Genomic DNA, 22,871 nt, shown 5'->3' on the forward strand with positions numbered 1-22,871 from the left:
CAGCCCTTCACCTCCCCGCCACTACGGCAAACTGTGCCGCCACCCTTCGCAGCCGGACGGCGATCGGCATGCCCATATGCCGAACCGCTGCCGGATCGCTGAGCGCCGTCCATATCGCCTTGAGCGGGGACCGCGCCTTGATGTGCTGAACCAGCGACAGGAATGATGCCGCCCGCCGCAGGCTGCGGGCGCGCCTGGCAAACGCCGCCGCGGCCGCAGCATCCATGGAATGGGTTCCGGCGAAGATGGCATCGGCCCTGCGCATCGCCTCGACGTGATGAAGCTCTAGCACCCGGGAAATGGAGCCGGTGCGGATGTGGTAGATATAGCCCGTCGTCGGTTCGACCACGCATTTGCCGCCTTTGGCCAGAGCATTGGCCAGGAGGATATAGTCCTCGCCGATGATCAAGCTTTCATCGTAGCGCAGCCCGTTTTCGTTCAGAAACCGGCGCTGGAAGATCGGCTTGAGATAGCCGAGATTGAATCTCGATTCGAAGACCACATTGCCGGCGATGTAATCCGCCAGCGAGATTTCACCGAGCCCTTCCAGATAGTCGGCCGGGAACATCGTCTCTTCGGCAACGCCATCCTCGCGAACGACCTGCAGATTATCGACCGCGATCTCGGCGCCCGCCTTCTCCGCGCGTTCGATCATGGTGCAAATTCGCCCGGGATAGACCGCGTCGTCCGAATCAAGCACCGCGACCCACCTGCCGCGGGCAAGTTCAAGGCCGGCGTTCCTGGCGCCGCCGGGGCCACGGTTTTGCTCAAGCGCGACCACGCGTACGATGCCTTCGGGGTAGGATCTCGCCAAATCGAGCGTCCGGTCGGCCGACCTGTCGTCGACGACGATAACCTCGACGCTGACATTGCGCTGGGCAATGGCGCTGGCGATCGCCCGATCGATGGTCGCCTCGGCATTGTAGGCGGCAATCACGAAGCTCACGTCAGGCTGCACGCTTGCCCCCTTGCTGCGGCGAAGACAGGCCGTATTGGCGGATTTCACGAACCCCGACGAGGCCGCTGACGACGCCGACATGCATAATGCCGCGAAGCAGGCTGCGGTTCCGGCGCACGGGGTCGATGGCGACCGGAATTGCCGACAGGAAACTGTAGGCGGCCTTTGCCGCGGCAATGCCGACCTGCTTGAGCCGGGCAAGGCCGTGTACATTGCGCCCCAGAAGATGACCGTGCGTCTGCCCGACGCGGAACCGGCGGCGGCCGAGCCAGTCGAATGCCGCCCTGGCAGGTGGCACCGCTTCGTCGACCCAAGCGTCCGGCGAAAAGGCGATGCGGCCGCCGGCCTTGACCATCTGGTCGAAGAATTCCGTATCTTCGCCACCGGTCTGGCCACGTGCCAGGCTGAAGCGCCGGCCGCGCAGGCTCTCAGCCCCAATCCTGAGCAGGACGTTGCAGGTATAGCCGGTGCGGATCTCGCCGCGGACCCAGACCGGTAGGGTCGAGTGGAAATCACCCTTGCGCATCCAGGCGGGCGCATCCGCCCGGTAACGGGCTTGCACCGGCCCGAGAACGGCCGCAGCACCAGTTGCTTCCGCCGTCGCCACCAGTTCGGCAAGCCAGCCGGCGGTGGCCGTCTCGTCGTCGTCGATAAAGGCGACGAAATCCTTCGCACTGGCATCGAGGCAAGCGTTCCGCGCGATCGAAATGTTGCGGGCCGGGGCGTGCCGGTAGGTTACCGGCAGCTTCAACTCCCCCGCCAGCCTGGCGACCAGCGTTTCGGCCGTCGGCGTATCGTCGTTGTCCGCAATGATGACACCGACGTCGAATCCCACGGGCATATCCATGGCCGCTATGGAGCGAAGCGTGTCGGCAAGCTCCGGCCGGCGAAATGTGCAGATGCAGATATCGATGCTTCGATTTTTCCTGACCGGCTCCATCACGCTACCTCGCGCTGCGGTCGCGGTGCGAGCAGTTGCAGCCAGAAACCGACCGACCAGCCGAAATGCATAACCATTGCCGAGACCCCGGCAAGCGCAATGTCGGGTTTGCGCTGGCTGACGGCGGTCCAAAAGCCGTAGCCGAGGCAGATCGACGCCCATAGCAAAAGCGGCACGGCCGCCAGCCAGTGGACGAAGGAAAAGGCGGCGAGAAGAACCACGGGGAACACCAGAAGCGGCACCATTTGCCGGATCTTCGGGATCATGCGGTGCTTGAGAACGTTCTTCGCCCGACCACGGCCATAGCCGAGATACTGAAAATAGAGGCCCTTCAGCGAGGAGCGCGGATAGTAGACCATCTGCGTCTTGCCGGTCATCCAGATGCGGTAGCCGGCCTGGCGGAGCCGATAGTCGAGTTCGGCATCCTCATTGTGGCTGAACGTCTCGTCATAGCCGCCGACCGCGGTGAAGGCCGATATCCGCATCAGCGCATGGTGGCCATGATCGACCCATTCCCCCGCCGAAAGGTGCCGGTGCTTGGAGCCGCCGGTGCCGAGCCTGGAATTCTGCGCCGCTGCCGCTGCTTTCTGAACCATGCCGCTGCCACTGGTCAGCATCGAGACGACCACCGAATCCGCGCCGGTGGCCTGCGCTTCTTCGATCAGCCGGTCGCAATAATCCGCGGGATAGCCGCCGTGCGCATCGATGCGAATGAGATAGTCGACGCCTTCCCCGAATCTGGCGACGGCGAGATTGATCGCCGCGCTCTGCAAGCGCTTTTCATTGTGCAGCAGGGTAACCCGCTGATCTTTTGCGGCGATATCCGCGACGATCGTCCTGGTGCCGTCCGTACTGCCGCCATCGGCAACGATGATCACGGCGCCCAGCCTCTCGGCCGCAGGGCGAAGCTCTCGAAGCAATGCGCCGATATGGGCCGCTTCGTTCAGGCACGGAACCACGATCATGCAGGATGGAATGTCGGTTTGCGTCATCGGCAGTCCTTCTATGCCAATGCTTCGGCAGCATATGGACCGGGAGCCGCAGTCAGCCCGCGGAGCTTTTCGACAAACGCCCGGCAATCGGCGCGGTCGTGGCTCCAGGTGCGCGGATTGCGGGCAAGAACACGCGCCCTCAATGTCTCGAATCGATGCTGCTCCATCGTGCCGACGGCGGCTTCGAGCGCCTCGGGCGTGGCTTCTGACAATAGAACCCCGATGCCTTGCCGGTCGAGGAACCGGCCGGTTTCGGTGGTTCCCATCGAAATCGGCACAGCTCCGAAGCGGCAGCCTTCATAGAGCCGGTTCGGCAGCAGCCATTCGGAGTTCAGGCCCTGCTCAAAAAAGTCTATGGCCCAGGAAAAGTGAACCTCGTGGTAGATCGCCGCCATATCCTCGGGATTGCGGTAGGGCCCGCCAAACGACAGCCAGGGTTCCGATTGAACAAAACCATGGAAATCGGGAAATTCGGACAGCGCCGGCCGGCCTCTGAGGACGATTTCAAAGCGGCCGTCGAGGCGGCGCGAAAATTCGGCCAGAAGCTCCAGGGAGCGACGGCAGCGGAGCGCACCGAACCAGCCGATCCGCCACGGCGGCGCAACGGGATTCTCCGCCGTAATGCGGTCGTCCAGCGAAGCTGCGGCCGGCTCGAAATGCTTGTTTTCGAGCAGTTCGACCGGGGCGGCAACCTGTCCGAACGGCTTGAAATAGTTGGCGATGAAGGCCGGAGAGCTGGTCACCAGAAGCTTAACATCCCTGGCCAGGAAGCGTTCCGCACCGCGCATCGCCCAGCCCAGCGGATCGTCGCGAAGCAGCAGGCGATGGATGTCCAGGCACTCGTAGACGATCGGCACTGTTGCCTGGAAAGCCGACCTGGCGCGGCGGGCAAGCGCCAGCATTTCCAGATTGCGCGCGATAATGAGGTCGGGCCGTGGCATTGAGCCCAGCTTCGAGCCGGTCGAGACCACCGCCTTCATGATCGCGGCCAGACGTTGGGCGAATCGGCCATCACGAGTCGGGCCGAGATCGACCGGCTGCAAGCCCTCGACATCAGCAACTGCGCTTGCCGTACGACGAAAGCCCGCCAGCGTAACCTGGGCGCCGCCTGCCTTGAGCATTATGATCCGCCGGCGCACTGCCGGGTCGGAGACGTCGTGTACCAAGTACAAGACATGCAGCATGAAAACTCGACCGCTGTTGGCCCGCCCGCGACGATGCTAGTACACCTCTTGCTGCATCGCAACATTTTTGGTTGCAGCGTAGCAAAGATCCACGTTTTTTGTTGCACTGCAAAATCGATGGGTTAATCTCGCTCTGCTTGGGCCGCATAGACCGCGCGCTGGCCTGCCATCGGACTGCGCGCCAATAATCACGACGCGAGGACCATCCTTGGCGTGCAGCATTTTCGGCCAACCCGCCTGCAATTCGCCCCTTCGCGCCCGTCGATGGAAGCACGGGACTACTCACGAAATGAGGTCATTCCATGAAGATCGCGGTTGAAAACACCGTCTGCCTGAATACCGGGGATGCAGCGATTCTCCTGGCGATTCGCCATGTTTTCAAGACGATCGTGCAGGACGACATCCAGTTCTACGTCTTCGACAGCCAGCCGGAGGTGGCGGCGAGGCTCTACACGAAGAAGGACTATCCGGACCTCGAATTCCACAAGCTGCTGTCGGAATCGCTGTTCCGCTACAAATACGGCAGCGGGCTGAAGAACCTGTTCAAGCCGATCTACAATCGGCTCGTCCTCAATGCCCTGCGGCGGTTCGGCATCCGCGGCGTTGTCGGGCGTTTGTTCAGCTCAAGCAATCGCCGTGGTCTCGAGATCTACAAAGGCGCCGACCTCGTGGTCACGACAGGCGGAACCTATCTCGTCGAGACCTACAATCTGGAGCGGCGCCTCAATCAATTCAGGATCGACGCGATTCTGGGCAAGGACCCGGTCTTCTTCACACAATCGCTCGGCCCGTTCAACAAAAGTTACAATCGCCAGGAGTTGAGCCCGATCTTCGACCGGAGCCCGCTCATCCTGCTGCGCGACGAACGTTCGCGGGGCCACATTGTGGACATGGTGAAAGACCCCGGCAAATGCCACGTCGTGGCCGACGCCGTCTTTGCCCTGGCCGATACTGACAGGATCGGAACAATTCTGGCCTCCGGCCAGTCGGCGACCGTCACCGGCCGCGTCGCCATTTCCGTCCGTCACTGGAACTATGTCAGCGACGGCGAGGGCGGCATGCGCCGCTACATCGACTCGATCCGCGAGATCGCGACTATCCTGGTCAGGGACCACGCCAAGGAGGTCACCTTCGTCTCCACCTGCCAGGGCGTGCCGGAATACGCCCATGACGATTCCAAGACGGCGAGGGCGATCGTTGCCGAACTCGATCCGGAGATCGCCAAGCATGTCAGCGTGGACGCTTCGTTCCACACGCCGGAGCAATTGATGGCCCTGGTGAAAGGCTTCGACTTTGTCGTCGCAACACGCATGCATATGATGATCATGTCGCTCTGCGTCGGCACGCCGGTGCTGCCGATCGCCTATGAATTCAAGACCAAGGAGCTTGCCAAGCGGATCGGCGTCGCCGACCTGCTGCTCGACATCGATACGGTGACGCCCGAGGAAGCGAGCGAGAAGCTCGGCAGACTTACCGCCAATCTCGACCTCTATCGCAGGACGAGCCTTCAGGCAGTGCTTGAGGAGCATGCGTCGGCGATGTCGGCAGGTGAGCTTTTGAGGCCGGTGATCGCTCGCCTAGCGGGCGTTACGCATGGCGCTGGAAAGCGTGGTGAACAGGGCGCCGCGCGACTGGCGAAGGGCAAGCATAAGGACCAGGCCGATCGAATAGTTGAGGGCAACCGCCAGGACCACCGCGAGCAGGTCTGACTGACCGGTCAGCGATGCCGGCAACTCGCGGTACACGGACCAGGCAAGCAGCGACGATGCGATGAAAAGCCCCTGCATGATCAGGAAGTCGGCTGCGGTCACCGGGCCGACCCGGTGGACCAGGACGGCGAGCACCGGGACGCGCAGCACATAGCCGCTGATTGCATAGGCCGCCGCGACACCGACGGCCCCCCAGTGCAATCCGATGATGAAGGCGGCGACCGTCGTCAGCGACGAGTAGATGCCCCAGTGGAACATGGTCTTGGTCTTGCCCTGGCAGATGAAGATCCATCCCGTGGTGCTCGAGACGGACTGGATCAGGCTGGCGATGCCCAGCCAGGCGAAAATCGGCGCCACCGCCGCCCAGCGCTCGCCGAAGAGAAGCCCCACCACCTGGTCCGACGTCAGCGTCAGCGCCGCGATGCCGGGCATGGTGACGGCCGCCAGCATCCAGTTGGTTCGCACATAGATGTCGCGAAACCGCGCCTTGTCCTCATGGATGCGGCTCAGCAGCGGCACCATCACGCGTGTCAGCGGCTGGTTGATGTTCTGCAGCGGAAACAGCAGGAGCTTGTAGGCGCGGTCATAATAGCCGAGCTCGATCGCGCCCGAATATTTTCCGATCAGGATGTTGTCGAGATTGCGCGAGAAGAAGTTGGCCAGATTGAAGCCGGTCAGATTGGCGCCGAAGGACAATATGTCGGTATCGACCTTCAGGTCCGGCCGAGACGGCGTCCAGCGCGCCACCTGCCATGCCGCGGCCAGCGCGACAACAGCCGATACCGCCGGGCCGATGACCAGCGACCAATAGCCCAGTCCCGCATAGGCGGCGATTGCGGTAGTCGCAAGTCCGGCAGCGGCGGTAATCACGTCGTTCAGCGCGAGCTGGCCAAAGCGCAAGTGACGGTTCATCAGCGCCAGCGGCACCGCGGCGAGGCTGCCAAGCAGCAGCGGCAAGGCAGAGCCGATGGTGATCCCGACCATGCGTTGATCGCCGTAGAAGGCGGCGATGGCGGGCGCCAGGCATGCCACCATCGCGGCACTGCCCAGCCCAACCAACGCACTGATCCAGAATACCTGGTTGAGCTGCTCCGTGCTGATATCCTTGCGCTGGACCACAGCCTGCTGCAGGCCAAGGTTTTGAAGCAGCCCCACAAAGGCCACGATCGGACCGACGGAAGCCACCAGGCCGAAATCCTCGGGCACGAGCAGACGCGCAAGCACGATGACGGAGAGAAACTGGATCGCCATCTTGAAGCCTTGCGCGCCGATCGTCACCACGCCGCCGCGCAGGGCGACACGACCGAACTGGGGGGGCGGGTTGGCGTTCATGCCGGGCGCCTGGCTTCGGCCAGCTGGACAACGATCTGCGCAAAACGTTCGTTGAGCACGTCCGCGTTGAAATCCTGCTCGATCTTACGGCGCGCCGCACGTGCGATGCGCTCGCATTTGTCCGGGTTCTCGGCCACCCAGACAAGCTTGCGGGCCAACGCCGTAACGTCTCGCTCCGGCGCGAGGAAGCCTGTCTCCTGATCTTCGATCAGTTCGGGAATGCCCGAGTGATAGGTACTGACGACGATCAGCCCGGCGGCCATAGCCTCCATCAACGCCACCGGAATACCCTCGAGATCGCCGTCTCGCGCGGCAACGCTCGGCAACAGGAATACGTGGGCGTCGCGCAGGCGCTGCTTGACCTCGGCGTGCGGACGCGGCCCGAGGAAAGTCACCCGGTCGGCAATGCCGAGATTTGCGGCGAGCTTCTTCAACTCTTCCAGCAATTCGCCGCCGCCAATCACCGAATAGACCCAGTCGCGCCGCGGCAGGCTGGCGAGCGCCCGAAGGGCGAATTCGATGCCCTTCTTTTCGGTCAGCCGGCAGACCGAGATGAAGGACAGTGTGTCCCGTTCCCAGGAACGCCAATGGTAGCCGATCTCACCGGGCCGCACGCCCATATGGTGAACCATGACTTGCGCCGGGGGTGCTCCGACGCCGATCAGGGCATCGCGGAAAAACGCGTTCACCGGGAGCTGGAGAACGCCCTTGTCGAAGACAACCTTATAGCGCGTGAGCGTGTTGTCATGCAGCGGTTCCCCCACATCGCGGCCGTGGAATATGGTCACCAAAGGAGCGGAAATCCGGCCTCGTTTCATGGCGCGGGCGACGCGCATGCCGTTATTGCCGAAATGCGCGACGATCACATCGGCGTTCTGCAATTTGCGCGCAAAAGCGATGTCGACAGCGGTCGAGAGCTTATCCCAGAACCTGCCCGACCATTTCCTGAGCGTCGGGCGAAAGCGCCCCAGCCCGCCCCACCAGCAGACGACCTTGCCAGGGAGAGCCTGCCAGCGGCGATCGTCGGTGTTGCTGTCCTTGCCGAAGGACGTCTCGTTGCAGACGACGCCGACTTGCATGCCGCGCTCGAGGCACCCTTCTATCTGGTCAAGGACGAAGGTCTCCGACAAAGAGGGGAACTTATCAACTACGAAGCAAATCTTCATCGAATGGACGATCTTTCGAGGCCGGTCGGCGATCTGCTCGCACGGATGAGGGCTGACGCCCGTCGCCGCCGTGCGAGGCGCTTCAAGCGTCTGGTGTTGTGCATGTTGTGTCCCAAAGCCGCTCACACCCCGGTCAGGCGCAAAAGCGGGCTGTTGGGCGACATAAACGATTTTGGACGAAATGCATCAGGCGGCACGCTCCAGCGCGCCTTGCCTGGCGTTGTCGAGAACGCCGAGGAAGGTCGTGAACTGACTGTCGGGGTTCATTTGCGGCCGCTCCGAAAACAGCTGCGCCGCCGCCGACAGCCGATCGTACTCGGCCTTGTCGCTCCATAGTCGCCTGACCGCGGCAACCCAGTCGTCGAGCGGTGCGTCATAGTCAAGCACAACGCCGCCGGCGCCAATCGCTTCCGGCAGGCCGCCGCGGCGGGATCCGACGACTGGAATGCCGCTGCAATGGGCCTCGGATGCCACCCGCCCCCAAGCTTCTTCCCATTTGCTGGGCGCCAGCAGGATCTTGGTGCGGCCATAGACGGTCTTCATGTCGCTGGTGCGGCTTTCCAGCCTGACGTTGCGTAGCGGCGCGATGATCCGTTCGATCTGCGCCCGGTGGTCGTCGTCGAGCTTCCAGCTTTCGACGAACAGGAACGGGATTTCGGGGCATTGGCTGGCGATGCGCACGGCGAGTTCGAACCCTTTTTCATTGTAAGGATTGATCAGCGTGACGAATTCACCGGTGGTCGGCGTGCTGTAGAGCCCGGGATTGATGGTCGGCGGGATTACGGTCGAGTCGATGCCGAACTTTTCCTTATAGGTGCGCGCGGTGAATTCGGAGTTGGCGATATAAAGCGCCGAATGCAATTCGCGCAGGTCGCCGGCCAATTCGTGGAATTCGACGTTCCGCAGATAGACCACGAGCGGCACGCCGAGCGCCTGCAGCGCCTTTCCGATCGGCACCGATTTGTGGCACTGCACGACTGCGACATCGGGATCGAGCCGTTCGACGGCGAAGCGGGCCGCCTCCCAGGGAAACCACGCCCGCACGACAGGATAGCCGGGATAGCTGTCGATGACTGCGCGCTGGCGAAGGAGCTTCATCTTGGCGCGCGCCTTGAAACCGAACATGCCGTCACCGAATAGCGCCGCCAGCACCGAGGCGTCATGACCGTGCTCGCGCAGCTGCTCGACCAGATGGTGCGTGCTCGACTGAACGCCACCGCTGAACTGCGGTGTGTAGCCGTTGCCGCCTGCAAACAGAACTTTCATGGACCTGGCTCCTTGCTGGACCGCCCTAGCGTCACGCCGCCATTCTGCCGATGCTGTGGTATTCGATGCCGTGGCGGGCGATGACCTTGGGGTCGTAGAGATTGCGTCCGTCGAAGATGACGGGCCTGGTCAGCGCGTTCTTCAATGCATCGAAGGACGGCGCGCTGAAGCTCTTCCACTCGGTCACGATCAAGAGCGCGTCGGCGCCTCGCAGCGCGGCCTCCTTGGTGCCGCACAGTTGCAGGTCGTCGCGCAGCCCGTAGATCGCCTGGCATTCCTGCATAGCCTCCGGATCATAGGCCTGGACGTTGGCACCGGCGGCCCAGAGCGCTTCCATCAGCGTGCGGGCCGGGGCCTCGCGCATGTCGTCGGTATTGGGTTTGAAGGCGAGGCCCCACAGCGCAAAGGTCTTGCCTTTGAGATTGCCCTTGAAATAGCGGTGCACCTTCTCGAACAGGACCGACTTCTGCTGGTTGTTGCGCTCCTCGACGGCACGCAGCAGCTTGGCGTCGAACTTGACAGCCTCGGCGGTCTTGATCAGGGCACGCACATCCTTCGGGAAGCACGAACCGCCATAGCCGAGGCCCGGATAGATGAAGTGGTAGCCGATCCGCGGGTCGCTGCCGATGCCCTTGCGGACCTCCTCGATGTCGGCGCCCAGTTGCTCGGCCAGGTTGGCCATTTCATTCATGAAGCTTATCTTGGTCGCCAGCATGCAATTGGCCGCGTATTTGGTGAACTCGGCACTGCGCACGTCCATCACGATCATCTTTTCGTGGTTGCGGTTGAACGGCGCGTAGAGCTCGCGCATCACCGCCTCGGTGTCCTCGTTGCTGGTGCCGACGATGATGCGGTCGGGCTTCATGCAGTCGCTCACAGCGGACCCTTCCTTGAGGAATTCCGGATTGGAGGCGACGTCGAAAACCAGATCCTCGCGCCCGCGCGCCTTCAGCGTCTCGGCGATCCTGGCCTTTATTCTTTCGCAGGTGCCGACCGGCACGGTCGACTTGCCGACGACGATCTTGGGCGCGTCCATCTCACGACCGATGGCCTCGGCGACGGCCAGCACATATTTGAGGTCTGCCGAACCATCCTCGCCCGGCGGCGTGCCGACGGCGATCATCTGGATCTGTCCATGCTTGATCGCCGCGGCGGCGTCGGTGGTGAACTTGATGCGGCCGGCGGCATGGTTCTCCTTGACCATATTTTCGAGACCGGGCTCGAAGATCGGGACATGGCCCTGGTTGAGCCGTTCGACCTTTTTTGCATCGATGTCGACACAGACCACCTGATGGCCGACTTCGGCAAGCACCGCCGCCTGTACAAGACCGACATAGCCGATTCCAAAGACAGTCAAATTCATTCGGTTTCATTCCTGTTCAAGGCTTCGGGCCTGTTCAAGCTTCGGTTTTCCGACCACCTTCGGCCCGGCCGGTTCAGATGCGCTTCTAGTTTGTGTTGCATGCCAGCGATTCCGGGAATTGGCAGGGCTGGCCGAGTGCGGTGAACGCAACGCGATCCACCTGCATGGTGAGCTTGCGGCCCAGATCCGAGAACGGCCCCATCCAGCCCTTCATCGTATCGCTGCCCCACAGGCTGAAATAGATCCTTTGCGAATGGGTGGGCAGCTTCGCCGGATCGGTGATCTCGTGGACAAGATTGCCGTTGACGTACCAGCGCAGCCGGTCCTTTTCCCAGACGAAGGCGTAGTCGTTGAAGGCCTTGTCGGTGCCGCCGGCGACGTCGACCAGTTTCTCGTTCTTGCCTTTGCCGGCTATGTAGGCGTTGACCTGAACCTTGGACGTGTCCTTGGTCAGCACCTCGAAGTCGATTTCATCATGCGGCTGCTTGTCGGCATCGCCGACGAAGCTGAAGAATGCCGCGTTGACGCCGGAGCCCGTGTCGGTCTTCATCCGCGCCTCGTAGGTGCCGTAGCCGAAGCGCTGCTTGGTCTGGATCTCGGCGCAGGCGAATTCGCGATCCTTCAGCTTGCGCTTCTCGAAACCGAGCGTCAGCATCCCGTCGGAAAGCCCGATCAGGCTTTTGGACCAGGTGCAATTCTGATGCTTGCCGTTCGTCCAGCCGTCGGAAATGTACCAGCGCGCGCGACTGAGGCTGGTGAAATCATCGACAAAAGACGGCGCGGTTGGCAGATCCTGGGCACGGACGGGCACAAGGCCCGCAACCAGACTGACGAGAACGATCAGCAGAAACGCGCCGTCTGAACGGAGCGGCCGCAGCTTGCCTGAGATCGGGCGCGTGAACGGGGTGCCGCGGGGTGCCGGGGCGGACGTGCTTTTAAGATCTGCATTCATATCAAAACTCACCTTGTGCTGTGCGCCCCCAAAGCGATCGTTCGAACCGTGACGAAACAACCTGATCTTGACCTCTGTCGCTCCCAAGCTCGGTGTTGTGCCTAAACCATTGCGCCGACCCGGGGTGTTCGCTCAGCCCGTGCCGGAATCGGCGGGCTTCACAAAATCAGTCCTCATGTCGGGACCGTTCTGCCGCTTCGGCTCGAAGATTTCATCCAGCGAATGACGGAGATCCTTCATCATCTGCATCTGGCGCGACAGCGCTGCGATGCGCCGCTCGCAATTCAGAATCGACCTGGTCAGTTCGCCGACTTCGGAAGACCTGCGCGAGGAGACCGAACCGTTCTCCATCGCCTCGACCAGAAAGGCGGCATTGGTGGCCGTTGTCCTGTAGCGGTTCTCAAGTCCGCTCTTCTCCGCCTCGACTTCGGCCGCGATCTGGTCCAGCAGCTTTGCCAAGCGATCGAGGCGCGAGGTGTCGGTCTGCGTGTCGCGCGCCGGATCTCTCGATCGGAAGCGAAAGATCGAGGCCATGTAGTCAGCGCCCCGTCATCGTCAAGCTGGTGAACGGCCTTAGTGCCCGTCCACATTCAAAAGACATTTCTTGCATCGTCCAGCTCCTCCGACAGGGTATGTCTCGGGCCAGTTCGGTTGGCCGTCCACAATTGCTGCACCGCAACATAGATTGCCATTCCCGGCGCCCATAGGCAACCACCTAGATCGTAAACTCATGAATCTCGTTGAAATGGTGCGAGCCGACCTAACGGTAACGGAGTGGCTACCGCCATCGCACGTTGACGGGCCTAGCTATCGCTGGCCGTGCTGGTTCCGGCCATGAGGAAGCGCAGCGGCGGCACATGCTGACGCTTCGCGGCGAGGCCAGCGCGGCGAAACAGCGCATCCAGCTTGTCGGAGGCAACGCCGCGGACGACGGCTGTGAGGTTGGACGAGCCGGCCAAGGCGTAGGCCGCGGCCGGCACCAACCCGCGCTCAGCCTTCACGTCTAAAAACTTCCGCAACCGGTATTTGTCGCGGATGTGCCGCTCGTGCCTTCTCAGCGCAGCCTTCGATGCCTCCGGCAGACTGTCGATCGCAAGCAGTGCCAGGTCGGCATCGGCCAGATGCTTCAGGTCCTGGGTCTTGTGCCGTCCGCTCAGCGAATCGGCGCGCACGATCGCGCCGTAGCCACAGGATTTGATGACCTTGAAACGCGCGCCATGGGCAACCGCGCGCGCATAGAGTTCATAGTCTTCACCCAGGCGCAGCTTCTCGTCGTAGCGCAGTCCATGCCGATCGAGGAAGGCGCGGCTGATCACTGGCTTGAGGAAGCCCAGTTCCCCGCGTTGCACACGGCGCCTGGAGATATTGCCGTCGACGAAGCCCTCGAAATCGAGGAATTCCGGCTCGGGCGAGAACGGTGGAGCAACGATTTTCGAAACGTCGGTTGCCGCGTCATCCCTGACAAGCATGATGTTGTCTGCGGCGAAATCCCAATCGGTGCTGGCGAACAGTCTGTGAAACCTGCCTTCGAAAAAGAAATCATCAGCGTCAAGGATGCTGATGAACGGCGACCTGGAACCGGCTATCGCGGCGTTGCGTGCAAAGGAGGGGCCGCGATTGACGTCGAAGCGGATGACGGACAGGCGGCCCGTACCGTCGCTGGCTGCGTGGGCGACTTTCGCCGTATCGTCGGTGGACGCGTCATCGACGACGACAACTTCCGCAACCTCAGGTTCGCGTAACGCCGATGCAATGGCAGCCGGGATTGTCCGCGCCGCATTGCGGGCGGCGATAATCACGCAGACCTGGAATGATGTCATGGACATGCCTCTCGATTGCAGAAGTCGTTGCGGATTTCCTCGCCCCGACCGCTCAATGCCCCACCGCCCATTCTGAAATACATCGGCCCAAGCGCCTATGCTGCAAGTGCGAAGCAAGCATCGCCAAAATCATCGGCGCCGTCCAGTTTTTCATTTTGCTGGGTGTCATGGCCCGGCTGGGCAGGCGGCGAGCCTTAATAGGGATGGCTCCAGAAATGCACCGCTTGGCAGAGCCGTTCCTACACGCTCCAGAGCGCTCGACAGGCGGAAAACCAGTTTCTGATCCTCGCCGACCGGACGGCGGCGGCGCCGAGCGAGCGCGTCGAGGCCCGCAGTGTCAAGGAAACGAACGAACAGGAATGCCGACTGCCGGTGTTGTCGAGGCGAGCAATTCGTCAGAGGATCGACGAGCTTAACCACAGGTCACATGGACATCGCAGACCCGGCCAGGCCCGAAATCAGTGAAGGCCTCTCCTTGCGCTGAATTTCTCGCCTTCGGCCGCCTCGTTCGAACTCAGCGTTCGTTCAGCGTCGCGAATTTTGTCGGCCGGGGTCGGGGCATTTCTGGCGACCATGGCAAAGACCAGTAGAAAATAACCCATTTGGATGACTATGGCACAGCCGATGACGCGAAACAGCGTCGTGCCGAGCGAGGCGCCGCCCAAATAGGACCAGACGATCACGATCGCCAGCGCAAAACACATTCCGATAATGAACTTTGGCAGTGACATACCCGATAGCCCATCCACCGGCTCGGGAAAAAATGTCGACAAGCCCACCCCGAGCACCTCCCTTAAACTCTGCGAGCTTATTTAGGTTGCCCGCTTCTGGCCGGTTGCTTCCGGCCTAGCCCAATCTGTCCATAGTCCGACAGAAACAATTTGCAACTCTATTGAGCCGCGCAATAGCCGGCAAGGGCAGCTGCGGAATAAATTTTAAACGAATCGTCGGGATCGACTCTGCCATGGTGCAATGCACACGTCGGCATCACCACTGATTGCCGGATATCGACTCGCTTCAGTAAGATTTATGATATCGACTAGTATTTTATCACAACATCAGTCGTTATTTCGAAATTCTAAATGGCGACAAAGCTCCACAGCAGGGTATAAAGAGCGATTCGCCTAAAATCAGCCTCAAAATTGGACTAGCTTTTCCAAAATTGCCCATAATCCGTCTCTTTTGCGACATAAAGGCGAAATTTTGTGCAGGACGAGTTTATTATTTAGTCAGTTCATGACGCGACTATTACAGCCGTCTGGGAAATTGTGTGTTGCGCTGCAGCATTTTTTTGGTATCGTGCGGTAAACCATCCGTTCAACGTATGGAGTTTACGCATGAGGGACGTAGCCAAGCCGGCCGATGCGGATTTTTCGCAGGCCGGTGTCGATTTTCCGCCACCGATCGGCGGCCTGCTCAAACGCAGCTTCGATATTGCCGGTTCGCTGATCGGCCTGGTCGCTCTCAGCCCGCTGTTCGTGATGATAGCGCTGCTTGTCAAGTTTTCCGATGGCGGGCCGATTTTCTATGGTCATAGCCGGATCGGCCGCGGAGGACGGATTTTTCCGTGCCTCAAGTTCCGCACCATGGTTCCAGACGGCGAGCGGGTGCTTGCTGCCTATCTCGCCGCGAATCCGGAGGCCAGCGCCGAATGGATCGCGACCCGCAAGCTGAAGAACGACCCGCGGATCACGCGCGTCGGAGCGGTGCTGAGGAAGCTCAGCCTCGATGAGTTGCCGCAGATCATCAACATCCTGCAGGGGGATATGAGCCTGGTCGGGCCTCGTCCCGTGGTGCGCGATGAGCTGGAGATTTATGGCAATTCGGCCGTCTATTACCTGAAATCGCGCCCCGGCCTGACCGGGCTATGGCAGGTCAGCGGACGCAACGACGTTTCCTACGACAGCCGCGTCGCGTTCGACAGGCACTATGTCGAGAACTGGTCGATGTTCGAAGACATTCGCATCATCATCAAGACCGTACCTGCGGTCTGGATGTCGCGAGGCTGCTACTGACGGCCGCTTGCTGGCCGTACATCGAGGAGCAGCTGTCCAGAATTCGGGCCCGAAACTCAGGCCCCTAACTCAGGCATCGGCAGTTCATCGGGCGGGGCAAACCAGATCGGAAACGCTCAGTTGAAAGCAGATATAATCGATATTTTTTGCACCGGCATTCTCTCCAGACGCTTGCGGCGAGTACGACTTTTGACGACTTGCCTTACAGTGGCGACCGGCCTGACGCTGTCGCTGGCCCTGCCACAGTTTGCCTTCGCCGACGACTATCGGCTTGGAGCACAGGACAAGCTGACCATCCGCGTGGCGGAATGGCAGACCGTCGAAGGCACGTTCCGCGACTGGTCGGCCATCAATGGAGAATACACGGTCGGGCCCGCTGGAACCTTGTCGGTTCCCTTCGTCGGCGAGATGCCCGCATCCGGCAAGACGACTTCGGAGATCGCCGCATCGCTCGGCGAGGCGCTGCAGCGCAAGCTCGCTCTGGCCGACAGGCCGGAGGCTTCCGTCGAAATGGCGCAGTACCGGCCATTCTACATCTCCGGCGAGGTGCAAGCGCCTGGCCAGTATCCTTGTGTGCCTGGGTTGACCGTGCTGAAAGCGATGAGCATTGCCGGCGGAGCCCGGCGGACCCCGGAGAGCGGACAGCGCTACGATCGCGACCTGATCAATGCCAAGGGCAATTTCGACGTACTACAAGACCAATTGGTCAGGCTGACCGTCAAGCGCGCCCGCATCGAGGCGGAACTGGCGGACAAGCCGACATTCGCGGTGCCGAAAGAGGTGGCCGACGATCCGAAGCTGCCCAGCATCGTTGCCGATGAGACGGCGATCCTGGCGGCCGACCAGAAGAAACTCAAGCTGCGCTTGCAGGCGCTCGACGATTTGAAGGCGCTGCTGCAGAGCGAGATCGACTCGCTGCAGAAAAAGATCATCAACCAGCAGAAGCAGGTTGATCTGGCGAAGGAGCAGCTCAACGGCATCGGCTCGCTGGCGCAAAAGGGCCTGGTCGTCAACACGCGGGTTTTGAACTCGCAGCAAACCATCGCCGACCTTGAGGGCCAGATCCTGGATTACGAAACGGCGATTCTCACGGCCAAGCAGTCGATCAGCAAGGCCACCCAGGACGCCATCGATCTCGAGAACACCCAGAACTCCAGCCTCGCGACCGACCGGCAACAGACGGAAGCCGATCTCAACGAGGTGACGCTGAAGCTGAACATGGAAAAGGCCCTGATGTCCGAAGCCTTGTCGGGCAGCCCCATGCCGCAATTCTATGGCAACAACGAACCAGCGGCCTTGTCTTTTTCCCTGGTGCGGGTGGTCGACGGCAAGACCAGCGAAATCACCGCCGATGAAGACACGCCGGTGCTGCCAGGGGACGTGATCAAGGTCAAACCGGCGCCCCTGGCCATCCAGTAGCTTCTTTCCACCGGAGCGAAGCACCAACCCCGTGGGCAGCGGTCTGCGGGGTTTTTTGCCGTTTGGGATCGGCCCGCTCTAGCCTCGCACGGCGTCCGGTTCCTCCAGATGATTCACGGCGTTCCACCGGGAAGGAGCGACGGCCGGCACCCTCACCAGCTTGAAGTAGCTATAGTACAGCAGGAACGATCCCATGATGTAGGGATTGAGGGTCTCGACCTCGACGAAGGATCGGATGAACAGAAGCACCATGACGCCGGCAAGAATCACGGAGTCGGCTTGCCATGTCCTGAATATCAGCGCCGAGACGTGACCCCAGAGCGTGCGCAGGATAATCAGCGAAAGCAGTGTCGCGCCGACGAAGCCGAGTTCCACCAAGGTCTCGATGTAGGTGTTGTGGAAGTGGAAGCCGCTTCGCGCGGCGATGTAGAATTCGTTCCACAGCCGCTCGGCCTCGGAGAAGCCCTGCACCCAATAGGCCGCGTAGCCGACGCCGAGCACGGGCGATTGCTGCGCGGCATTCCAGCCCTGCTGCCAGAGGTAGGTTCGTCCGGTGAGCGTCGAATCCTTGCCGAAAAGACCAAGGACAAAGTCCATCAGCCCGAGATTCAGCGCAATCACGGTGCAGGCGACCAGCCCGCCCGCACCGATCATGAAAATCACCCGGCGATGGCGGAGCGAAAGCACCTTGCCGATGGAAAGCAGGGCGACCAGAGCGAGAACCGCCGGGGTCGATGCCATCGAAGTGGCCGAATGCGACACGACCAGTAGATAGCCCGATAGAAGGACAATCGGTACGATCAACAAAAAGCTTGTCCGGCCCCGCCTGAGAAAGGCGAGGTAGACAACGCAGAAATAGATGCCAAGCGATGCGACAAAGCCGATCTGGTTCTTGGAGCTGAACGCGCCGACGAAATTGTACGTCCCATCGAGAACGTCGTAGGAATAACTCGCGACCTTGAGCGAGTAGAGCAGGACGACGAAAATCCCGATCAGGGCGCCTATGGTCAAGGTCCGAACGCTGACGGTGCGTGCGGCAATGTAGGCGCAGGCGATATGGGAACAATATTGGACGGCCGTCCTTGCCGTGGTGCCGGGGGCTGCCGACCAGAACACCGAAAAGCAGATATAGGTTGCAAAGGCCAGCGGAAGCCAGGCGCTGGAAGCGTGCCTTAATATCTTGCGGTAGTCGACCAGGATGAGCGGCAGCCAAACTGCATAGTAGGCCAGGATCATGGCCTGGCCGAAAATGGTCGAGTAGGAGAACGCCCAGATCGAGACGGCAACGGCAAAGCTGCCATAAACCGTGTTCTTGTCCGGATCGATCAACAGAGATTTTGGAATCTTCATCTCGGTATCGGTTTTCCGTCCTTGCAGCTCAATGCCGATTCATGGGCCGATTTCATGGGCGATTCATCGGATCGATGGGAGCCTCGCCTGCAGGCGCTCGCATTGTGCAGTGCAATATAACGCATCCGGCACCGCCTGTCACCCAAATGCCAACTGGGCGCGTCGCTCCTGCAGTTCTCGCAATACCGGACGAGACGATTTGGCCAGGAGGCAGTGCCGTCCAATTGCCCGGTGCTGGCCCATCACAAGCTGTTCTAAGGCTGCGAGTCCGTGCTTGAACTTGTCCGCCGTTGACTTCACATTCGCCGCCGATTGGGAGGAGGACGACATGTCGATGAGTTTCGCGGGACGATTTGCCGGACGATCTGCTGTTATCACCGGCGGCGCCTCAGGCATCGGCCTGGCCGTCGCGCAAAGGATCACTGACGAAGGCGGACGTGTTTCGGTCTGGGATCGCGATGCCGCCCAGATCGAACAGGCCAAGGCCATTGTTCCAGGCCTGCACAGCGTCACCCTCGACGTCGCCGACCCCATAGCGGTCGAAGCCGCCGCCGGAGAGACTATCGAAGCGCTGGGCGCGGTCGATATCCTTGTCACCAGTGCTGCCATCACCGGGCCTAACATGACGACCTGGGAGTATTCCGTAGAGGATTGGCGCCGGGTCATCGACATCAACATCAACGGCGTCTTCTTCTGCAACAGGGCGCTGGTCCCGCATATGCTCGAACGCAATTACGGCAGGATCGTCAACATCGCCTCGATTGCCGGCAAGGAAGGTAACCCGAACGCCTCGGCCTACAGCACCTCCAAGGCGGCGGTGATCGGCATGACCAAATCGCTCGGCAAGGAACTGGCCAAGACCAAGGTGACGGTGAACTGCGTCACGCCGGCGGCTGTGCGCACCGCGATCTTCCAGCAGATGAGCCAGCAGCACATCGACTTCATGCTGTCCAAAATACCGATGGCGCGATTCGGCGAGGTCGGGGAGGTGGCGGCGCTGATTTGCTGGATCGCCTCCGAGGAATGCTCGTTCACGACGGCTGCCGTCTTCGACGTCTCCGGCGGCCGGGCGACCTACTGAGACCGGCCCGACGCAAACCGCCCGACCGCATCGCGGCGCCTCAGTCGTGAAGCTCCCGCGAGATCGGCGGGCCGATCGAAAAATCGCTGAATGTCACTTCGAAACCCTCGCGCTGCGGCGAACAGCACATCATGCCGACATCGACCGTTTTCGACGGCGGGAAATAGGCAAGCCGCACCGGTTTCCAGTGCTTGTCGGACGCGTCCAGATACTGGACGCGGATCGTCTCGGCATGGCGGGTCAGGCGGATCCTGACCCCGTCGGGGTCGGCGGGAATGCTGGCCAGCGACCAGTCGGAGGCATCGTTGGTGACGACGACGGAAAAATACATCAGCCCGTCGGTGTATTCGATGCCGGCCTTGATCCAGTGCGTCTCGCTCAGGCGGACCATAAGCCCGGCCTGATCGTAAAGCACCTCATAGTGCCCCTTGACCGTGACTTCGGCGCTGAAATCGCCCTCGACCTCACGATAGAGGAAATGGCCATTGTCGCGCCAGAAGCCGTAGAACGTCTCGCGCCAGAAGTCGGTCTCCTTGCCGGTCCGTACATGCACCGTATTGTTGCCGAAGGCGTGGTGCGGCGGCGGATTGAGCCAGGTCAGGGCCGTATTCTCAGATGTCATCGATTTGCTCGCCTGCCTGGCTGGTCTGCCGTCTTTTCTTAGCCGGCAAACGTGTAAGCGGTCTTCACCGTGGTGTAGAACTCTGCGGCATAGCGGCCCTGCTCGCGCGGGCCGTAGCTCGATCCCTTGCGTCCGCCGAAAGGCACGTGGAAGTCGACGCCGGCCGTCGGCAGGTTGACCATGACCATGCCGGCTTCCGAATTGCGCTTGAAGTGCGTGGCATGCTTGAGGCTCGAGGTGCAGATACCGGAGGTCAGGCCGAACGGCGTGTCGTTGGCCACCGCCAGCGCCTCGTCATAATCCTTGACGCGGATGACGTTGGCGACCGGTCCGAAAATCTCCTCGCGCGAGATGCGCATCGCGTTGGTGGTTTCGGTGAACAGCGCCGGCTGCAAATAGAAGCCGCGGGTTTCACGATCGAGCCGCTCGCCACCGAAGGCAAGGTCCGCACCTTCCTGACGGCCGATGGCGATATAGTCTTCGTCCTGTTTGAGCTGGCTCTGGTCGACAACCGGCCCGATCTGGGTCTTGGCATCGAGAGCGTCGCCGACGACCAGCTTGGCCATGCGGTCCTTGAGCGCCTCGACGAAGCGGTCGTGGATGCCGTCCGTCACCACCAGCCGGGACGACGCCGTGCAGCGCTGGCCGGTCGAGAAGTAGGCACCGTTGATAGCGCAGTCGACGGCGACGGCAAGGTCGGCATCGTCGAGCACTACAAGCGGGTTCTTGCCGCCCATTTCGAGCTGGAACTTGCGCATGTGCTCGACGCTGGCGGCGGCGACGCGCTTGCCGGTGCCGACCGATCCGGTGAAGGTGATCGCGTTGAGGTCAGGACTGTCGAGCATGGCCTGGCCGACCACCGAACCTTTGCCCATGACCAGATTGAGCACACCCTTGGGCAGCCCGGCGCGGTGCAGGATGTCGACAATGGTCCAGGCGCTCTCCGGAACGAGTTCCGCCGGCTTGAAGACGATGGTGTTGCCGTAGGCCAGCGCCGGAGCGATTTTCCAAGCCGGAATGGCGATCGGGAAATTCCACGGCGTGATGATGCCGACGACGCCGACCGCTTCGCGGGTGATCTCGACGCCGACGCCGGGCCGCACGCTCGGCACCAGCTCGCCCGAAAGACGCAGCGTCTCGCCGGCGAAAAAATCGAATATCTGGGCGGCCCGCACGGTCTCGCCGATGCCCTCGACCAGCGTCTTGCCTTCTTCGCGCGCCAAGGCCCGGCCGATTTCATCTTTCCGCGCGGTGATCTCGTCCGACGTCTTCCTCAGCACCGCATGGCGGGCCAGCAGGCCCGATCGAGACCACGCCGGAAATGCCGCTTTCGCCGCCGCGATGGCCTGCCGAGCGTGCTCCGCGCCCCCCGATGCATATTCGCCGACCACGTCGTCGAGATTGGACGGGTTGATGTTGCGGGAGCCGGCATCGCCTACCCACTCGCCATCGATGAGGTTCTTTCGAAACGGGATCATGTCGCTGTCTTCCTTGTCGTCCTTCGATCGCCGTCTATCTGGACCACCGACCGCCGCACCGCAAGGCCGAAGAAGGCAAACTTCTCCTTCTCGACAGGCATGTGATAGGTGTCGGGGGCGGCAAAAGACGATTCTAGTGTGGTGCGACGCGGATCGCACGGGAGGTGAAGTATCATGTCCGACAGCGCCTTGCCCCTGGTGATCAGCGCACCCGAACCGCGCACGCTCGACCTGATCTTCACGCCGGCCGCGCTGGCGAACTTTCGATCGAAATACCGCATCGTCGAAACATCGCCCGAAGCGGTGGCGGCGCTGCCGGCCGATATCCTTGGCGAGGCGCGCTACATCGTCGGCCAGCCACCTATCGCGCCGGAGACGCTGGAAAAAATGAAGGCGCTGCGCTGCATCTTCAATGTCGAGAGCAACCTCATCAACAACATGCCCTACGAGACGCTGTTTTCGCGCGGCATCCATGTCGTCACCACCGGGCTGGTCTTTGCCGAACCTGTGGCCGAACTCGGCCTTGCCATGGCGCTCAATCTCGCCCGCGGCATCGTCGACGCCGATCTCGCATTTCGTCAGGGCAAGGAGCTGTGGGGCGGCGACGGCAACCGGACGGCGCGGCTTCTTTCCGGCGCGGATGTCGGCATTATCGGCTTCGGCGATCTTGGCCGCGCGCTCAACCGGCTGCTGTCAGGCTTTCGCACGCGGACAAAAGCCTTCGACCCGTGGCTGCCGCCGTCGATCCTGATCGAAAACGGCGTCGAGCCGGCCTCTCTCGACGACGTTCTGTCGAACAGCGATTTCGTCTTCGTCGTCGCTTCGGTGACCAGCGAAAACCAGGGCTTCCTCGGCGCCGAGGCGTTTGCCAGGATGCGCAAGGGAGCCGCTTTCATCCTGCTCAGCCGAGCCGGCGTGGTCGATTTCCCGGCACTGATGGACGCCGTCCGCAGCGGCCATATCGTCGCCGCCAGCGATGTTTTTCCTGAGGAGCCGCTGGCCCAGGATCACCCGGTCCGCACATTGCCGGGGTTCCTGCGCTCCGCCCACCGGGCCGGTGCGCTCGACATCGCTTTCAAGCGGATGGGCGACATGGTGCTGGAAGACATGGACCTGGTCGACCGCGGCCTGCCGCCGATGCGTTCGAAGCGGGCCGAGCGTGAGACCGTTTCGCGCATGCGTTCGAAGCCGGTCGACAAGAATTAGGCCGTCTGCCCGACGGGT

The 22,871-nt window shown here is 61.6% G+C and carries 19 protein-coding genes and 1 pseudogene; 5 read left to right on the forward strand and 15 right to left on the reverse strand.

Annotated elements, in window-relative coordinates:
* Window positions 1–7: 7 nt before the first annotated feature.
* The 4 genes from NKJ35_RS23855 to NKJ35_RS23870 are packed head-to-tail and all read right to left on the reverse strand — an operon-like array spanning window position 8 to window position 4,074.
* A complete protein-coding gene (locus tag NKJ35_RS23855) occupies window positions 8–958 on the reverse strand; it encodes a glycosyltransferase family 2 protein (protein ID WP_352649783.1) in 951 nt (316 codons plus the stop codon).
* Window positions 948–1,898: a glycosyltransferase family 2 protein gene (locus tag NKJ35_RS23860; RefSeq protein ID WP_352649815.1), complete on the reverse strand. Its 951-nt coding sequence runs from the start codon at window positions 1,896–1,898 to the stop codon at window positions 948–950. Before NKJ35_RS23860 ends, NKJ35_RS23855 begins: the two co-directional genes overlap by 11 nt.
* A complete protein-coding gene (locus tag NKJ35_RS23865) occupies window positions 1,898–2,890 on the reverse strand; it encodes a glycosyltransferase family 2 protein (protein WP_352649784.1) in 993 nt (330 codons plus the stop codon). Before NKJ35_RS23865 ends, NKJ35_RS23860 begins: the two co-directional genes overlap by 1 nt.
* 11 nt (window positions 2,891–2,901) lie before the next feature.
* Window positions 2,902–4,074 (reverse strand): glycosyltransferase family protein, encoded by a 1,173-nt coding sequence (locus NKJ35_RS23870; RefSeq protein WP_352479833.1) that lies wholly within the window; start codon window positions 4,072–4,074, stop codon window positions 2,902–2,904.
* A gap of 302 nt (window positions 4,075–4,376) precedes the next feature.
* Here NKJ35_RS23870 and NKJ35_RS23875 point away from each other — a divergent pair.
* Window positions 4,377–5,429, forward strand: a pseudogene (locus NKJ35_RS23875) (polysaccharide pyruvyl transferase family protein); the annotation flags it as partial.
* A 222-nt stretch (window positions 5,430–5,651) separates the two neighbouring features.
* On the opposite strand, the gene NKJ35_RS23880 reads toward NKJ35_RS23875, so the two are convergent.
* The 8 genes from NKJ35_RS23880 to NKJ35_RS23915 all read right to left on the reverse strand — a co-directional run bounded on the left by NKJ35_RS23880 (window position 5,652) and on the right by NKJ35_RS23915 (window position 14,461).
* The gene (locus NKJ35_RS23880; RefSeq protein WP_352649785.1) at window positions 5,652–7,115 is read right to left on the reverse strand and encodes a lipopolysaccharide biosynthesis protein; all 1,464 of its coding nucleotides are present in this window, start codon (window positions 7,113–7,115) and stop codon (window positions 5,652–5,654) included.
* Entirely contained in the window at window positions 7,112–8,281 is a 1,170-nt protein-coding gene (locus NKJ35_RS23885; protein ID WP_352649786.1) for a glycosyltransferase, read from the reverse strand. Before NKJ35_RS23885 ends, NKJ35_RS23880 begins: the two co-directional genes overlap by 4 nt.
* A 186-nt stretch (window positions 8,282–8,467) precedes the next feature.
* A complete protein-coding gene (locus NKJ35_RS23890) occupies window positions 8,468–9,547 on the reverse strand; it encodes a glycosyltransferase (RefSeq protein WP_352649787.1) in 1,080 nt (359 codons plus the stop codon).
* Window positions 9,548–9,578: 31 nt separating this feature from the next.
* Window positions 9,579–10,910 (reverse strand): UDP-glucose dehydrogenase family protein, encoded by a 1,332-nt coding sequence (locus tag NKJ35_RS23895; RefSeq protein ID WP_254816094.1) that lies wholly within the window; start codon window positions 10,908–10,910, stop codon window positions 9,579–9,581.
* An 85-nt stretch (window positions 10,911–10,995) separates the two neighbouring features.
* A complete protein-coding gene (exoK, locus tag NKJ35_RS23900) occupies window positions 10,996–11,862 on the reverse strand; it encodes an endo-1,3-1,4-beta-glycanase ExoK (protein WP_352649788.1) in 867 nt (288 codons plus the stop codon).
* 132 nt (window positions 11,863–11,994) lie between these two features.
* Window positions 11,995–12,396 carry a hypothetical protein gene (locus tag NKJ35_RS23905; RefSeq protein WP_254816092.1) on the reverse strand — a complete coding sequence of 134 codons (402 nt, stop codon included), beginning with the start codon at window positions 12,394–12,396 and terminating at the stop codon, window positions 11,995–11,997.
* 269 nt (window positions 12,397–12,665) lie between these two features.
* Window positions 12,666–13,688: a glycosyltransferase family 2 protein gene (locus tag NKJ35_RS23910; RefSeq protein ID WP_352649789.1), complete on the reverse strand. Its 1,023-nt coding sequence runs from the start codon at window positions 13,686–13,688 to the stop codon at window positions 12,666–12,668.
* A gap of 452 nt (window positions 13,689–14,140) precedes the next feature.
* Window positions 14,141–14,461 carry an exopolysaccharide production repressor protein gene (locus tag NKJ35_RS23915; RefSeq protein ID WP_352649790.1) on the reverse strand — a complete coding sequence of 107 codons (321 nt, stop codon included), beginning with the start codon at window positions 14,459–14,461 and terminating at the stop codon, window positions 14,141–14,143.
* 558 nt (window positions 14,462–15,019) lie between these two features.
* On the opposite strand from NKJ35_RS23915, the gene NKJ35_RS23920 reads away from it, so the two are divergent.
* Window positions 15,020–15,697, forward strand: a complete 678-nt coding sequence (locus tag NKJ35_RS23920) for a sugar transferase (RefSeq protein WP_352479827.1) — start codon at window positions 15,020–15,022, stop codon at window positions 15,695–15,697.
* A 189-nt stretch (window positions 15,698–15,886) separates the two neighbouring features.
* A complete protein-coding gene (locus NKJ35_RS23925; protein ID WP_352649791.1) occupies window positions 15,887–17,116 on the forward strand; it encodes a polysaccharide biosynthesis/export family protein in 1,230 nt (409 codons plus the stop codon).
* A 78-nt stretch (window positions 17,117–17,194) separates the two neighbouring features.
* On the opposite strand, the gene NKJ35_RS23930 is transcribed toward NKJ35_RS23925, so the two are convergent.
* On the reverse strand, window positions 17,195–18,466 hold the full coding sequence (locus tag NKJ35_RS23930; protein WP_352649792.1) for an O-antigen ligase family protein: 1,272 nt from the start codon (window positions 18,464–18,466) through the stop codon (window positions 17,195–17,197).
* A 328-nt stretch (window positions 18,467–18,794) separates the two neighbouring features.
* Here NKJ35_RS23930 and NKJ35_RS23935 point away from each other — a divergent pair, with 328 nt between their 5' ends.
* Window positions 18,795–19,547 (forward strand): SDR family NAD(P)-dependent oxidoreductase, encoded by a 753-nt coding sequence (locus tag NKJ35_RS23935; RefSeq protein ID WP_352649793.1) that lies wholly within the window; start codon window positions 18,795–18,797, stop codon window positions 19,545–19,547.
* A 40-nt stretch (window positions 19,548–19,587) separates the two neighbouring features.
* Here NKJ35_RS23935 and NKJ35_RS23940 read toward each other — a convergent pair whose 3' ends face one another.
* Complete coding sequence (locus NKJ35_RS23940; protein ID WP_352649794.1) at window positions 19,588–20,169, reverse strand: DUF1349 domain-containing protein; 582 nt, start codon at window positions 20,167–20,169, stop codon at window positions 19,588–19,590.
* A 38-nt stretch (window positions 20,170–20,207) separates the two neighbouring features.
* Window positions 20,208–21,644, reverse strand: a complete 1,437-nt coding sequence (locus NKJ35_RS23945) for an aldehyde dehydrogenase family protein (RefSeq protein ID WP_254816386.1) — start codon at window positions 21,642–21,644, stop codon at window positions 20,208–20,210.
* Window positions 21,645–21,821: 177 nt separating this feature from the next.
* On the opposite strand from NKJ35_RS23945, the gene NKJ35_RS23950 reads away from it, so the two are divergent.
* The gene (locus tag NKJ35_RS23950; protein WP_352649795.1) at window positions 21,822–22,853 is read left to right on the forward strand and encodes a hydroxyacid dehydrogenase; all 1,032 of its coding nucleotides are present in this window, start codon (window positions 21,822–21,824) and stop codon (window positions 22,851–22,853) included.
* The last annotated feature ends 18 nt before the right edge of the window (window positions 22,854–22,871 follow it).

This window comes from Mesorhizobium sp. M0136 (genome assembly GCF_040322515.1).
Taxonomy (GTDB): domain Bacteria; phylum Pseudomonadota; class Alphaproteobacteria; order Rhizobiales; family Rhizobiaceae; genus Mesorhizobium.

Coding starts and splice junctions, on each gene's coding strand:
- NKJ35_RS23860 (WP_352649815.1), bottom strand. CDS start 1,898: ATGGAGCCGGTCAGGAAAAATCGAAGCATCGATATCTGCATCTGCACA.
- NKJ35_RS23865 (WP_352649784.1), bottom strand. CDS start 2,890: ATGACGCAAACCGACATTCCATCCTGCATGATCGTGGTTCCGTGCCTG.
- NKJ35_RS23870 (WP_352479833.1), bottom strand. CDS start 4,074: ATGCTGCATGTCTTGTACTTGGTACACGACGTCTCCGACCCGGCAGTG.
- NKJ35_RS23880 (WP_352649785.1), bottom strand. CDS start 7,115: ATGAACGCCAACCCGCCCCCCCAGTTCGGTCGTGTCGCCCTGCGCGGC.
- NKJ35_RS23885 (WP_352649786.1), bottom strand. CDS start 8,281: ATGAAGATTTGCTTCGTAGTTGATAAGTTCCCCTCTTTGTCGGAGACC.
- NKJ35_RS23890 (WP_352649787.1), bottom strand. CDS start 9,547: ATGAAAGTTCTGTTTGCAGGCGGCAACGGCTACACACCGCAGTTCAGC.
- NKJ35_RS23895 (WP_254816094.1), bottom strand. CDS start 10,910: ATGAATTTGACTGTCTTTGGAATCGGCTATGTCGGTCTTGTACAGGCG.
- exoK (WP_352649788.1), bottom strand. CDS start 11,862: ATGAATGCAGATCTTAAAAGCACGTCCGCCCCGGCACCCCGCGGCACC.
- NKJ35_RS23905 (WP_254816092.1), bottom strand. CDS start 12,396: ATGGCCTCGATCTTTCGCTTCCGATCGAGAGATCCGGCGCGCGACACG.
- NKJ35_RS23910 (WP_352649789.1), bottom strand. CDS start 13,688: ATGTCCATGACATCATTCCAGGTCTGCGTGATTATCGCCGCCCGCAAT.
- NKJ35_RS23920 (WP_352479827.1), top strand. CDS start 15,020: ATGAGGGACGTAGCCAAGCCGGCCGATGCGGATTTTTCGCAGGCCGGT.
- NKJ35_RS23930 (WP_352649792.1), bottom strand. CDS start 18,466: ATGAAGATTCCAAAATCTCTGTTGATCGATCCGGACAAGAACACGGTT.
- NKJ35_RS23935 (WP_352649793.1), top strand. CDS start 18,795: ATGTCGATGAGTTTCGCGGGACGATTTGCCGGACGATCTGCTGTTATC.
- NKJ35_RS23940 (WP_352649794.1), bottom strand. CDS start 20,169: ATGACATCTGAGAATACGGCCCTGACCTGGCTCAATCCGCCGCCGCAC.
- NKJ35_RS23950 (WP_352649795.1), top strand. CDS start 21,822: ATGTCCGACAGCGCCTTGCCCCTGGTGATCAGCGCACCCGAACCGCGC.